The sequence below is a fragment of the Agathobacter rectalis ATCC 33656 genome (assembly GCF_000020605.1).
Taxonomy (GTDB): Bacteria; Bacillota; Clostridia; order Lachnospirales; family Lachnospiraceae; genus Roseburia; species Roseburia rectalis.
On record NC_012781.1, the window covers coordinates 1,860,501 to 1,873,191 of the forward strand.

At 42.6% G+C, this 12,691-nt stretch carries 12 protein-coding genes; 4 read left to right on the forward strand and 8 right to left on the reverse strand.

Annotated features, from left to right (window positions below; translation table 11 throughout):
• Position 1: 1 nt before the first annotated feature.
• On the reverse strand, positions 2 to 1,384 hold the full coding sequence (locus EUBREC_RS08900; protein WP_022292881.1) for a 2-isopropylmalate synthase: 1,383 nt from the start codon (positions 1,382 to 1,384) through the stop codon (positions 2 to 4).
• A 148-nt stretch (positions 1,385 to 1,532) separates the two neighbouring features.
• On the opposite strand from EUBREC_RS08900, the gene EUBREC_RS08905 reads away from it, so the two are divergent.
• Positions 1,533 to 1,784 carry a hypothetical protein gene (locus EUBREC_RS08905; RefSeq protein ID WP_012742811.1) on the forward strand — a complete coding sequence of 84 codons (252 nt, stop codon included), beginning with the start codon at positions 1,533 to 1,535 and terminating at the stop codon, positions 1,782 to 1,784.
• A 39-nt stretch (positions 1,785 to 1,823) separates the two neighbouring features.
• Here the strand turns inward: EUBREC_RS08905 and EUBREC_RS17715 are convergent, their stop codons facing one another.
• Entirely contained in the window at positions 1,824 to 1,967 is a 144-nt protein-coding gene (locus EUBREC_RS17715) for a hypothetical protein (RefSeq protein WP_167527321.1), read from the reverse strand.
• Positions 1,968 to 2,054: 87 nt separating this feature from the next.
• On the opposite strand from EUBREC_RS17715, the gene EUBREC_RS08910 reads away from it, so the two are divergent.
• Both EUBREC_RS08910 and EUBREC_RS08915 read left to right on the forward strand, forming a co-directional pair.
• A complete protein-coding gene (locus EUBREC_RS08910; RefSeq protein WP_012742814.1) occupies positions 2,055 to 2,396 on the forward strand; it encodes a hypothetical protein in 342 nt (113 codons plus the stop codon).
• A complete protein-coding gene (locus EUBREC_RS08915; protein ID WP_012742815.1) occupies positions 2,371 to 2,586 on the forward strand; it encodes a hypothetical protein in 216 nt (71 codons plus the stop codon). The genes EUBREC_RS08910 and EUBREC_RS08915 overlap by 26 nt, the downstream gene beginning before the upstream one ends.
• Position 2,587: 1 nt before the next feature.
• Here EUBREC_RS08915 and EUBREC_RS08920 read toward each other — a convergent pair whose 3' ends face one another.
• Positions 2,588 to 3,883: an InlB B-repeat-containing protein gene (locus EUBREC_RS08920; RefSeq protein ID WP_118083894.1), complete on the reverse strand. Its 1,296-nt coding sequence runs from the start codon at positions 3,881 to 3,883 to the stop codon at positions 2,588 to 2,590.
• The gene (locus EUBREC_RS08925) at positions 3,873 to 5,963 is read right to left on the reverse strand and encodes an elongation factor G (RefSeq protein WP_041254079.1); all 2,091 of its coding nucleotides are present in this window, start codon (positions 5,961 to 5,963) and stop codon (positions 3,873 to 3,875) included. The genes EUBREC_RS08920 and EUBREC_RS08925 overlap by 11 nt, the downstream gene beginning before the upstream one ends.
• Before the next feature lie 255 nt (positions 5,964 to 6,218).
• Here EUBREC_RS08925 and EUBREC_RS08930 point away from each other — a divergent pair, with 255 nt between their 5' ends.
• Complete coding sequence (locus EUBREC_RS08930) at positions 6,219 to 7,316, forward strand: prephenate dehydrogenase/arogenate dehydrogenase family protein (protein WP_012742818.1); 1,098 nt, start codon at positions 6,219 to 6,221, stop codon at positions 7,314 to 7,316.
• Positions 7,317 to 7,446: 130 nt separating this feature from the next.
• Here EUBREC_RS08930 and aroA read toward each other — a convergent pair whose 3' ends face one another.
• The 4 genes from aroA to pheT all read right to left on the reverse strand — a co-directional run bounded on the left by aroA (position 7,447) and on the right by pheT (position 12,665).
• Positions 7,447 to 8,730, reverse strand: coding sequence for a 3-phosphoshikimate 1-carboxyvinyltransferase (aroA, locus tag EUBREC_RS08935; RefSeq protein WP_012742819.1), 1,284 nt, complete (start codon positions 8,728 to 8,730; stop codon positions 7,447 to 7,449).
• Positions 8,720 to 9,061 (reverse strand): PilZ domain-containing protein, encoded by a 342-nt coding sequence (locus tag EUBREC_RS08940; protein ID WP_012742820.1) that lies wholly within the window; start codon positions 9,059 to 9,061, stop codon positions 8,720 to 8,722. The genes aroA and EUBREC_RS08940 overlap by 11 nt, the downstream gene beginning before the upstream one ends.
• A gap of 93 nt (positions 9,062 to 9,154) precedes the next feature.
• On the reverse strand, positions 9,155 to 10,213 hold the full coding sequence (queA, locus tag EUBREC_RS08945) for a tRNA preQ1(34) S-adenosylmethionine ribosyltransferase-isomerase QueA (protein WP_012742821.1): 1,059 nt from the start codon (positions 10,211 to 10,213) through the stop codon (positions 9,155 to 9,157).
• Positions 10,214 to 10,244: 31 nt separating this feature from the next.
• Positions 10,245 to 12,665, reverse strand: coding sequence for a phenylalanine--tRNA ligase subunit beta (pheT, locus tag EUBREC_RS08950; RefSeq protein WP_012742822.1), 2,421 nt, complete (start codon positions 12,663 to 12,665; stop codon positions 10,245 to 10,247).
• Between the last annotated feature and the right edge of the window lie 26 nt (positions 12,666 to 12,691).

Below are 12,691 nucleotides of genomic sequence, written 5' to 3' on the forward strand. Positions count from 1 at the left end.
ACTATAATACTATATTAAGCTTTTTACAGCAATCAGTAATTTGAACTACAAGCTCATTATCTGTGATGGTAGTCACACGGCCCTCGTCGTACTGCTCATCTACCCATTCCTTTATCATGGTCACAAGCTTTGAGTTCTTATCTACTTTTCTGTCATCCGGCAGGCGGTAGTAGGTGTTTATCCACAGCGCTATTCCTGCAAGTCCTGATGTATTGGACACTGCTACAAGAGGTGGTCTGTTTAAGAATTTACCTGTATCGAATATGTTGTAAATTTCCTCATTTTTGAGAAGTCCGTCAGCATGGATTCCGGCTCTCGTCACATTGAAGTTTCTGCCGACAAAAGGTGTACGGCTCGGCTGCACATATCCAAGCTCCTTCTCAAAGTACTCTGACAACTCTGTGATAACCGTTGTATCCATTCCATCGAGTGTGCCTTTAAGCTGTGCATACTCAAATACCATAGCCTCAAGTGGTGTGTTTCCGGTTCTCTCTCCGATACCAAACAGTGAACAGTTGACACCGCTTGCTCCGTAGAGCCATGCCGTAGTCGAATTGTTTACTGCCTTGTAAAAGTCATTGTGTCCATGCCACTCAATCTGTGATGAAGGCACACCTGCATGTGTGTTAAGTCCGTATATGATACCAGGAACGCTTCGAGGTATAACTGCTCCCGGGAAGTTTACTCCATATCCCATTGTATCACAGGCACGCACCTTAATCGGAATCTTGTACTCCTCCTGCAGCTTCATAAGCTCAACACAGAACGGAATAACAAAACCATATATATCAGAACGTGTGATATCCTCCAGATGGCACCTAGGGCTTATTCCTGTCTCAAGACACTCCCTGATGACTGACAGATACATATTCATTACCTCTCGTCTGGTCATCTTCATCTTATAGAAAATATGATAATCCGAACAGCTTACCAGTATACCGGTTTCCTTGAGTCCTATATCCTTTACAAGCTCAAAGTCCTTTTTGCTGGCACGAATCCACGATGTAACCTCCGGGAACTTATATCCTCTCTCGAGACACTTGTAAACAGCGTCCCTGTCCTTTTTGCTGTAGAGGAAAAACTCGCTCTGTCTGATTATTCCCTTAGGGCCACCAAGCTTATGTAAATAATCATAAATGGTAACAATCTGCTCCGTCGTGTACGGTGCTCTCGACTGCTGGCCATCTCTGAATGTAGTATCTGTAATCCAAATGTCCTCCGGCATATTGTGCGGCACTATTCTGTCATTGAATGCTATCTTAGGAACTTCTGAATAAGGAAAGAGATTTCTAAAAGTATTCGGCTCATCTACATCCACGAGCTGATAAAAATGCTCTTCAAGCTGCAGTAAATTTGTTTTTTCGTTCATCAAAACTTCTCTCATCTTCACATCTCCTGTGCTTAGTTTTATCTTTTGAATAATTGTATACAATTATACTTTTTGTGTCAATAAAAAAATTTAAATCTTAGTGTAACACTTTGTTATGTCTATCATAACCTAGAGTGTAAATAAATTTTATTGGAGGTCACTTATGAGTGATTTAGCAGCAACAAACTGTTCATGCAGCAATACAGATAACGGATGCGGATGTTCTTCGATTTTATGGATTATCCTGTTACTGTGCTGCTGTTGTGGAAATGGTAACGGAGGCTCTTTCTTCGGAGGAAACGACTGTGGAAGCGGCAATAACAGCTGTATCTGGGCTATCATCTTACTTTTCTGCTGTGGTGGCTTTGGCTGTGGAAGCAGCAATAACGGATGCGGATGTGGCTGCGGCTGCTGATTTACATTTTTACTGCGGGTCTTTTCGGCCCGCAGCTTTTTACGATTTTTCAGTATTCTTTTTTTGCCTGCGCTGCTCTTTTTCTTTGAGCTTTTCAAGGACTTTACATTCGCCCTTCACTCTGTGCTTTTTGATGCATTCTTCATCTATCTCGTATACGTCGTGACCATCTATGATAAGCATATATCTTTTTTTAATAATATATGCTGTAAACATGCATAATGTGAATCAGGTGACATATTATATAGAAATATATTTTAAAGGATTTTTATGGACGAGAACAGCCTGTTTACACCATTCGATGAAATAACCCAGACAAGGGAGCTTCAGATGCTTAAAACCATAATTCCATATATGCCGCATGACTCACAAAAGCAAATGACTCTTATGGTTCACTACATATCACTTATGAATTCAATGAGAATGATAGATTGTGCACCTGCACTGTCTGTTGCAGAGACAGAAAGTATGGCAGACAGAAGGCTTTCCATGCTCAATGCCTTAAAGAAATACTGCAGCAAAAGCGAACAGGATACGATAGACAATCTATTAAATATTTTTTCAGTTTTGGACAATAGGGAGATTTATGACAAAGCAGGAATTTTTAAATAATTTTGCACAAAAGGAAAAACCAAAGGACACAACAAGTGCCATGCCGTTTCTCATGGAAAGTATTAAGGAGGCAAAGCGTAACGGCATAGAATTTACCAAAGAAGAGGTCTATTCCATGTGCACTGAGCTAAGCAAAAACCTGCCTGAGAAAAACCGCAGGCAGGTTGAAAAGCTTTTAAAAATGCTATAGTTTAATTTTTAAATGAATCTGTATTTATGCGAAGTATCTTGTCTATCGGTGCAGGCGAGTTTCCCTTGCCATCCGTACCCTCAAGGTACTTCTCTCCCGCAGATTCAAAAATGACATACAAGCTTTTATCCACACTGTCAAGCTCCTCTGAGCCCGGCGGCATCTCTATTGTGATGTCGGGGCTGTTTGGCCTTGACGACAGAGCTATGAGTGATTTGTAGCACTTGATATACGATGACTCATTCCTGCCATAGGAGGTACTCAGATATACCTTTCCTGAGGCATCAAATGTAACGCCCTGCACTCTGGCAGGTATCGTATATGTGCTCAGGCTTGTGAGCCTGTCGTCCTTTTTGTCATAATAATATGCTACCATCTTTGACTTAAAAAGGATATTATGAGTGGCTATCCACAGCCTGCCTCCATAGAATGTGATGCATGACGGCTTGTTTCCCACATCAAACACATCTACCACACCTGTCGCATCGATGACCTGCTTGGAATTCGCAGTGGCCATTAGAGAGATAAAATCATACGAGATGCGCTCCACAGTTGTGTCGTAGGAATTGCACACCCATACATTTTCCCCGTCAAAGGCAATTCCTCCCAGGTGACTGTTTGCATCCATGCCAAGTGTCACAAGGTACTCTCCGTCCTCCCTGTCAAATACCATAAGCTCCCCGAGTGAGCCCTTGTCATCAGAATAGCTTGTGATAAGCACGTATTCATCCGTGATACAAATTCCCTGAGGACACTGTGCCTCACTGAAAATATAATTATTGAGAAAATCATTTTCCTTCGTCTCCGGCATGCCCGGAATATCTATTTCATCTATAAAATCGTAATCGCAATCCTTAAGCGCCAGTGTATGCGCTTTTTTATTACTCCTGTAATTGTAATGCTCTACGCTGTATTCATTGTTAATCGTCCTGACCCATTTGGCATATACCACATATCCATTTGCTTTTTCGTATGTCAGAACATCCGCCTTTTTTGAAAAATGCTCATCCAGATACCAGCCATCAAATTTATAACCGTATTTGTGCGGTTCTCTTAGTCCCATGAATTTCTGCTTTGGCGTGATGTATCCATAATTATTGATATTGTTTGCCGCACCACCCAGATTATAGTAAATATATGAAACACCATCACTTTCTGACATATTGTCAACCAGTGTATTTAGTGATGGCCCGGAAGCAAAAGAGGCAGCTTCTGCCTCTTTTATCTCCGATGCAAACACATGAGTATTGGTAAAAATCAATGTAAGTAATATAATTAATGCTATTCTACTCTTCAACTTCAACAAGCTTGCTTGCCCTTTCTTCTATCTGTTTTGCAGCCACATCATCCGGTGCCTGCTCATATCTGGCAAACTCATATGAGAATGTGCCGCTTCCGCTCGTCATTGAGCGAAGTGTGGCATTGTATCCATAAAGCTCCAGATAAGGAATATCCGCAACTATCTCCTGATATCCATTGTCTGTCGGGTTCATGCCCATCACCCGCGCACGTCTCTTGTTAAGCTCACCCATCACATCACCTGTATAGCCCTCAGGCACCACTACCTTAAGAGTGGCAATTGGCTCAAGAAGCACAGGCTTTGCCTCCATAATGCCCTTTTTAAATGCCTGCTGTGTTGCCACCTTAAAGGCCATCTCAGATGAATCAACCGGATGATAAGAGCCGTCATACAGTACAGCCTTTATCCCCGTCACAGGATAGGCTGCAAGAGGTCCCTTTTTCACGGACTCTGCAATACCCTTTTCAACAGCCGGGAAGAAGTTCTTCGGTACAGCTCCTCCTACGACCGTCTGCTCAAATACATATGGCGTATCCATATCACCTGACGGCTCAAAGGTCATCTTGACATGTCCGTACTGTCCGTGTCCGCCCGACTGCTTCTTGTACTTATACTCTACGTCAGATTTTTTCCTGATAGTCTCCTTAAAGGCTACCTTTGGACGCATAAGCTCTATCTCCACCTTGTACTTTTCAAGAAGCTCACTTGCCACTACCTCAAGCTGCATATCACCGATACCATATAGTACAGTCTGTCCATTTTCACTGTCATTTACACTGTTTAATGTCAGATCCTCCATTAACAGTTTCTGTAAAGACTGGGAAATCTTGTCCTCATCGCCCTTTTTCTTTGCCTTGTAGCGCATTGCCACATACGGCTTTGATATGCTTGTTCTAAGATATGTAACCGGCATATTTCTGGTGGAAAGCGAATCTGTCGTAAGAGTCTTTGTAAGCTTTGCAAGCGCTCCGATATCACCTGCATGAAGCTCCTTCACTTCCTCCACCTTACTGCCTCTCATCACATAGAGCTTACCGATTTTTTCATCGCAGTCCCTGTGATAATTGTAAAGTACATCATCTGTCTTTAGTACGCCTGAATTAACCTTGATCAGTGAATATTTACCGATGTACGGGTCAACTATAGACTTGAACACATAAGCGCTCTTTGATTTTGCAAAATCATAATCAGCATTATACACCTCATTTGTCTTGGTGTTAATACCGGTACAGCTTCTCTTCTCAGGACTTGGCAGGTATTTCACAATATCAGCCATAAGTGTATACATGCCCCTTGCGAGAATATTTGAGCCCATGAGCACCGGTACAATAGAGCCCTCAAGCACGTTTGCACGAAGCGCAGCCCTGATTTCATCATCAGAAAACTCCTCTCCGCCGAAATATCTGTCCATGAACTCCTCACTTGTCTCAGCTACAGCTTCAACTAAAGCCTCACGACATATTCCCAGGTTCTCCTTTGAGTACTCAGGCACATCAAACTTATCCACGCCTCCGCTTTCATTCCATCTCTTTGCCCTCTGCTGAATGACATTGACATAGCCCACAAACTTCTCATTCTCTCTGATTGGCAGATGGAATGGAGCTATTTTCTTGCCGTAAAGCTCCTGCAGCTTTAGCACCACATCCTTGAAGCTTGCATTGTCGATATCCATGTCCGTCACGAAAATCATCCTCGGCAGCTTGTATTTCTCGCATATCTCCCATGCTCTTTTTGTGCCTGTCTGTATGCCTGCCTTGCCTGAAACCACGATGATTGCAGCATCTGCAGCCGATACAGCTTCTTCAACCTCTCCCACAAAATCAAAAAAACCAGGAGTATCGAGAATATTTATTTTGACATTATCCCACTCAATCGGTACAACCGATGTATGTATAGAGAACTGACGCTTTATCTCTTCTTTGTCAAAATCGCTGATAGTGCTGCCATCCGCTACAGTGCCCATTCTGGTAGTCTGTCCTGCCAGATATGCCATAGCTTCCACGAGTGATGTCTTGCCACAGCCGCTATGGCCTAAAAGCACGACGTTTCGAATCTTCTCAGTAGTGTAAACATTCATTTCAAGTACCTCCCTGACATTATTATAGTATGTAAACATTGTACTAATATTTTATATAATTTACAACACTTTTATGCAATCTGACGATTATTTTTTATTGTTATATTGGAATAAATTTGCCAATAATTTATTGCTTTATAGTGTTAAATTGGATATAATATATTGTAAATATTTCGAACCACTATAGTGCGATTTTGAGAATGTGCGTGTGGTGATTCCGAATAGTTACAATAAAGAATTAGGAGATACACATAAATGCATTTTGATAAAGTTGGCTTTATAGGGCTCGGTCTGATTGGCGGCTCGATAGCCAGAAAAATGAAAGAAAATAATCCAAAGGTCTCAATTATCGCAACAGCCGGGCATCAACAGACCATAGAGGATGCCTTTGGGCTTGGCCTGATAGATAATAATGAGCTTTTAGAGCTTAACTCTTTTAAAGACTGCGACGTAATCTTTCTGTGTGCACCGGTAAACAAAAATATCGAATACCTCACACAGCTTAAGGATATCATAAAGGATGACTGTATCATCACAGATGTAGGCAGCACCAAAACCCAGATTCATGAAAAGGTCATAGAGCTTGGTCTTGAGCGCAATTTCATCGGCGGTCATCCTATGACCGGCTCTGAAAAAACGGGCATACTCAATTCAGACAAGCAGCTTTTGGAGAACGCCTACTATATTATCACTCCTACTGCTGCAACTACTGAAGAAAATCAGAATGATTTCAAACAGTTTGTACTTTCACTGGGCTCGATAGCTCTCATTTTAGACTATAGGGAGCACGATCATGCTACCGCAGCCATCAGCCACCTGCCACATATGATTGCATACTCTCTTGTCAATCTGATTGAGCATATTGATTCCGAAAAAGAGACCATGAAAACTATCGCTGCCGGAGGCTTCCGCGATGTGACACGTATCGCTGCAAGCTCCCCTGTCATGTGGGAAAACATATGTGAGTCCAACAAAACACAGCTACTCTCACTCATGGACCAGTATGAAGCCAATTTCCATAAGCTTCGCGAAATAATTGCAGATGGCAGTTCTCAAAAGATGATTGATTATTTCCAGGATTCAAAGAATTACAGGGATTCACTCACACTGCCCGGTGCCAAAATCCGCAAGGATTTCCACGAGATATTTGTCGATATTGCCGATGAGGCAGGCGGTATTGCAGTGCTTGCAAGCCTTTTAGCCTTCAACGGCATCAACATCAAGAATATCGGCATCATAAACAACCGTGAGTTTGAGGAGGGTGTACTGCGCATAGAGTTCTATGACGAAGATGCTCTTGAATCGGCTATCAGCGTACTTAAAGAAAGAAACTATACTATTCACCGCAGATGATTTATCCTGTTATATGGTTTTAATACCAAAAACAAAGAGCCGTAAAACGAATTTGATTCGTTTTACGGCTCTTTTTATACCGTCCAATGCAGCACTGTTTACAAATAAGCAAAAAACCAATAACACTTTATTAATATACGCTCTCCTCAAGTACCTCATAGAAATTCTCAAAAGTCTTGCGGCAGCAATAAGGGTCTATTATCTCAACACCCTCTGCCTTAAGCCCCGGCAAAGTAAAAGACATGGCTACGCGATGATCGTCATACGTTTTAATTTTACAAGGCTTAATACACTCTGCCGGATAAATCCTTAAGCCATTTTCAGTTTCTTCAACCCTCACACCTAATTCCGCCAGGTTTTCCTCGATGGCGTTTATCCTGTCACACTCCTGCAGACGGATATGCGAAATGCCTTCTATCCCTACAGGCTCCTTTGCAAACGGTGCAATCGCAGCAAGAGTCAGCGCCTGATCTGAGAATGTTGACAAATCCCAGCTTCCGCCATGTATATGAGCATTCTTTGGTGGCATACACACTATGCCGTCTGCCTCGTCGGAAATTGTGCAGCCCATATCCGCAAGCACATCAAGAAATGCCACATCTCCCTGCAAGCTGTTTTGGTGCACCCCCATCACCTTTGACTTAACATGTAAAAGCGGGCTCATTGCATAAAAATAGCATGCAGCCGACACATCCGGCTCTATATCATAGTCTAAGCTTTCATACGCCGCTTTCTTAGGGATAATAAAGCTGTTATTCTTTTTATCCTGCATCACATCAAGCCCAAACTGCTTCATCATAAGACGCGTCATCTCAACATATGCCATACCATGCGTTCCTGTGACATTAATCGTAAAGTTCTTTTCCATCACTATCGCCGAGATAAGAAGGGCACTCAAAAACTGGCTGCTCTTGTCTACGTTTATATCAACAGTATCAGCATACTCCCCTGTATTTCCGATGGTAAAAGGAAAATGATATTCGTTCTCATCATACTCAATATGGGCACCCAGCTTTTCAAGCGATACAAGCAGATCCTTCATAGGACGCTTCTTCATCTGCTCAGAAGACACTATATGGTATCTGCCCTTTGACAGTCCAAGAAAAGCTGTAAGAAAACGTGCAGCGGTACCTGCACTTCCCACATCTATCTCAGCTTCATTCTTTGGTATCCTGCCTCCAAAGCCTGTTATTGTTATTTCTCTTTTATCCTCATCCACCAAAACCGGAAATCCAAGACGAATCAGTGCATCTATAAAATGTCTCGAATCATCACTAAAAAGACACCCTTTTAAAACGCTGCGCCCGCTTGCGAGTGCAGCGATTAAAAGGGCCCTGTTTGTGATACTCTTTGAGCCAGGTACACTGGTTACTATATCATGTGGATGATTTACTTTTTTTACTTTATAAATCATTGAAAATCTGATAAATATCAATCTTGAGTGCATCAGTGTCTGTCATACCGATAAACACAGCACCATAGTGATATACTCCTTCTTCACTGTCTGTTCTTCGTACAATCTCGACAACCGCATCCACAACCTCCTTGGTCCAAATTTGGATCTTGGTGTCATAATATGTATGTATATCAAGAGGTACCTTTGCATTAAATCCTATACCGCTTCTGGAAATATCTGTGACATCCACATGACAATACTTAAGTGTTGTCACTCCGTCCTCATCCAGCCGCTCTAACTGTACCGATACATCAATGTCAAGTCTTTTATGTCTTCTCTTTTCTTCCATTCACTTTACCCCATCTATTATATTATTGACTAAGGGAACAAATTACCCTCAAACAACATATTAGTATATATGACTGATTTTTACAAGTAAAATTTATTCAGCTGCCTCATCGTCCATATGCATATCGTTCGTTATAAACATCGCATCACCAAAGCTGAAAAACCTGTATCTTTCCTCTACAGCCTCTTTGTATGCATTGAGGACATGCTCTCTGCCTGCTAATGCTGACACAAGCATGACAAGTGTAGACTGCGGCAGATGGAAATTGGTAATCAGACAGTCAATCACCTTAAAGCTGTATCCCGGATAAATAAAGATATCCGTCCATCCGCTGCACTCTTTTAGCATGCCGTTTTCATCGGATGCTGCCTCTAAGGTACGGGTGCTTGTAGTGCCGACAGATATTATTCTGCCGCCATTTTTCTTTGCATTATTAATCTTGTCTGCAGCCTCCTGTGACACCATGTAAAACTCAGAATGCATATGGTGATCAAGCACATTATCCACCTTTACCGGTCTAAACGTGCCAAGCCCCACATGTAAAGTCACCTCTGCAATATCTACGCCCTTATCTTTTACCTGCTGTAAAAGTTCCTTTGTGAAATGCAGTCCTGCAGTAGGCGCAGCGGCCGAGCCATCATACTTTGCATATACTGTCTGGTAGCGGTTCTTGTCCTTTAGCTGATGTGTGATATACGGAGGTAGCGGCATCTGTCCGAGCTTATCAAGTATCTCCTCAAAAATACCCTCATAACTGAACTGAATCAGCCTGTTTCCATCATCAACCACATCTATTACTTCACCTGTTAAAAGTCCGTCACCAAATATAATCTTTGTGCCCGGCTTTGCCTTTTTACCCGGCTTTACAAGAGTCTCCCATACGTCATTTTGTCTGCGCTTTAGAAGAAGTATCTCTATCTTTGCCATAGTGCCTTCCTTCACGCCAAAAAGACGTGCAGGAATTACCTTTGTATTGTTGAGCACAAGGCAGTCGCCCGGTCTTAAATATTTAACAATCTCCTTGAACACATGATGGCTGACTTCTCCTGTCTTCTTGTCAAGCACCATGAGTCTTGAGCTGGAGCGGTCCTCCAGAGGATCCTGTGCTATCAGCTCCTCCGGAAGATCATAATCAAAATCTTTTACGTCCATAATTTTCCTATTCCTAACACTATACTAACGTCTAACCACGAAGTGTGATACCTGCAGTCTCTTTAAGATGAGCAAGTATATCCTTTACAAAGCCCTCGACCTTCTTAGTCTTAAGCTCCTCATCCTTTGGTGTAAATACTACACTGTACGCCATGCTCTTCTTATTCGGAGGAAGCTGTACACCCTCGTAAACATCAAACAGTGTAACATCTGAGACATAATCACAGGCTTCCCTGATACCGTTTTCAATCTGCTCACATGTGATATCCTTGTCCACAACAAAAGCAAAATCTCTCTTCTCATCATCAAATTTTGAGATTGGAGTAAATACTCTGTCCTTTCCATACCACTGTGAAAGAACTCTTAAGTCAAGCTCCATCACATATGCCGGTACTCTCATGTCAAGCTCATCGCATATCTCATATCTTACCTGACCGAGATATCCGATTTTTTGTCCGTCACAGAATACCTCTGCTGTCTGATATGGATGAAGGAATGGCTTTTGAGCCGGCTTGTATGTAAACTTCACATCAAGCGCATCTGCTACAGTCTCAGCCAGTCCCTTTATAGTAAAGAACGATTCATCCTCACCGAATACGCCTGCACAAAGTGTCTCTCTCTCATCCGGATACTCTGTAAGCGGAAGCTCCTTTGCGATAAAGATATTTCCCAGCTCAAAGATTCTTCCCTCCAGGATACCCTTCTTCTGATTTCTTGCTATGGCATAAAGCATCTCAGAAGCAAGTGTTGTTCTCATAAGCGAGAGGTCAACATTGATTGGGTTTATAAGCCTGATAGCATGTCTTTCAGGTGCATCCTCCGGGAATCTGAGCAAATCAAGATCAGCAGGTGAGAAGAATGAGTAATGTATTCCCTCATACGCGCCTGCTGCACAGAGCACCTCTTTTATCTTGCGTTCTGTCTGCTGTCTAAGGTTGAGTCCTCCGAGTGTAACCTGTGCCGTAGGCATGAATGCAGGAATGACATGATCATAGCCATACATACGGATAACCTCCTCGGCCACATCCGGATAATCCTCCATATCCTCACGATATGCAGGAATCATGAGTGTCAGCTCATCACCGCTTACAACCGGTGCAAAGCCTAAATTTGTGAGTATTCTCACGATATCCTCTGTAGGAACCTCTATTCCAAGCACACCATTAACCTTTGCAATAGAAACCTTCATCTCTTTTGGCTCAAGCGAATTTCCTGTAGTCACCTCAACGTGAGTTGAAGAAACCTTACCACAGCCAAGCTCCTCCATCAGGTGAAGCGCTCTCTTCATGGCCATGGCTGTTGTGTACTCGTTTACACCCTTTGAGTAAAGTGCACTCGAATCAGATGACTGTCCCAACGCACGTGAGCTCTTTCTGATATTGTCTCTTGCAAATTTTGCAGACTCAAACATCACCTCAGTGGTGCCGTCGTTAATCTCAGAATTTAAGCCGCCCATGATACCGGCGAGCGCAACTGGCTTCTTTCCATCACAGATAACCAGGTTATTGCTGTTTAACTCAAATTCCTTCTCATCAAGTGTGACAATTTTCTCTCCATCGTTTGCACGTCTTACTACAATCTCATCTCCCTCAAGGTATGAGTAATCAAAGGCATGCATTGGCTGTCCGAGCTCTTTTAAAACAAAGTTAGTGATGTCTACCACATTTGAAATAGAGCCTATTCCGACAAGTGCAAGACGTTTTCTCATCCATGCAGGTGACTCGGAGATTTTTACATCATGTACATAGTGAGCTGTGTAGCGAGGGCAGATGTCCTGTGCCAGGACAGATACCTTGAAATTTTCCTTCTTCACATCATCAGCAGTATAGTCAAGCGCAGGCTCCTTAAGCTCTTTTCCCAAAACAGCAGCAACCTCTCTTGCCATGCCATATATACACTGGCAGTCAGGTCTGTTTGCTGTTATTGCAATATCAAAAATCCAGTCATCAAGGCCGAGGATAGGTTTTACATCATCTCCCGCCTTAGCATCCTCAGGTAAAACCAAAAGTCCGTTGTAGCCTGCACCCGGATAGAGGTCTTCATTTAAGCCAAGCTCTACGCCTGAGCATAACATTCCATATGAATCATATCCACGCAGCTTGCCCTGCTTTATCTCCATCACGCCCTCTATTGTAACGTGATCCTTTGCTGTGGCATATACTGTGGCACCGATAAGTGCAAGAGGATATTTGCCCCCTGCCTTTACATTGTCCGCTCCACAGCAGATCTGGAATGTGCCATGTGCTCCGGCATTTACCTGACACAGGCTCAGGTGTGTCTCAGGAATCGGCTCACATTTTTCTACAAGGCCGACTACTACGTTTGAAATATCCTTTCCCACTTCATATGATTCCTCAACCTCGAAACCACATGAGAATAATTTTTCCTCTAACTCCTTTGGTGTTACATCTATATCTACATAATCTTTTAACCAGCTAAGTGGTGTTAACATAATTTTTGCCTCCTGTTATATATTCA

Bases quoted from the DNA above. Each gene is read 5' to 3' on its own strand.
- EUBREC_RS08900 (WP_022292881.1), bottom strand. From the start codon at position 1,384: ATGAGAGAAGTTTTGATGAACGAAAAAACAAATTTACTGCAGCTTGAA.
- EUBREC_RS08905 (WP_012742811.1), top strand. From the start codon at position 1,533: ATGAGTGATTTAGCAGCAACAAACTGTTCATGCAGCAATACAGATAAC.
- EUBREC_RS17715 (WP_167527321.1), bottom strand. From the start codon at position 1,967: ATGCTTATCATAGATGGTCACGACGTATACGAGATAGATGAAGAATGC.
- EUBREC_RS08910 (WP_012742814.1), top strand. From the start codon at position 2,055: ATGGACGAGAACAGCCTGTTTACACCATTCGATGAAATAACCCAGACA.
- EUBREC_RS08915 (WP_012742815.1), top strand. From the start codon at position 2,371: ATGACAAAGCAGGAATTTTTAAATAATTTTGCACAAAAGGAAAAACCA.
- EUBREC_RS08925 (WP_041254079.1), bottom strand. From the start codon at position 5,963: ATGAATGTTTACACTACTGAGAAGATTCGAAACGTCGTGCTTTTAGGC.
- EUBREC_RS08930 (WP_012742818.1), top strand. From the start codon at position 6,219: ATGCATTTTGATAAAGTTGGCTTTATAGGGCTCGGTCTGATTGGCGGC.
- aroA (WP_012742819.1), bottom strand. From the start codon at position 8,730: ATGATTTATAAAGTAAAAAAAGTAAATCATCCACATGATATAGTAACC.
- EUBREC_RS08940 (WP_012742820.1), bottom strand. From the start codon at position 9,061: ATGGAAGAAAAGAGAAGACATAAAAGACTTGACATTGATGTATCGGTA.
- queA (WP_012742821.1), bottom strand. From the start codon at position 10,213: ATGGACGTAAAAGATTTTGATTATGATCTTCCGGAGGAGCTGATAGCA.
- pheT (WP_012742822.1), bottom strand. From the start codon at position 12,665: ATGTTAACACCACTTAGCTGGTTAAAAGATTATGTAGATATAGATGTA.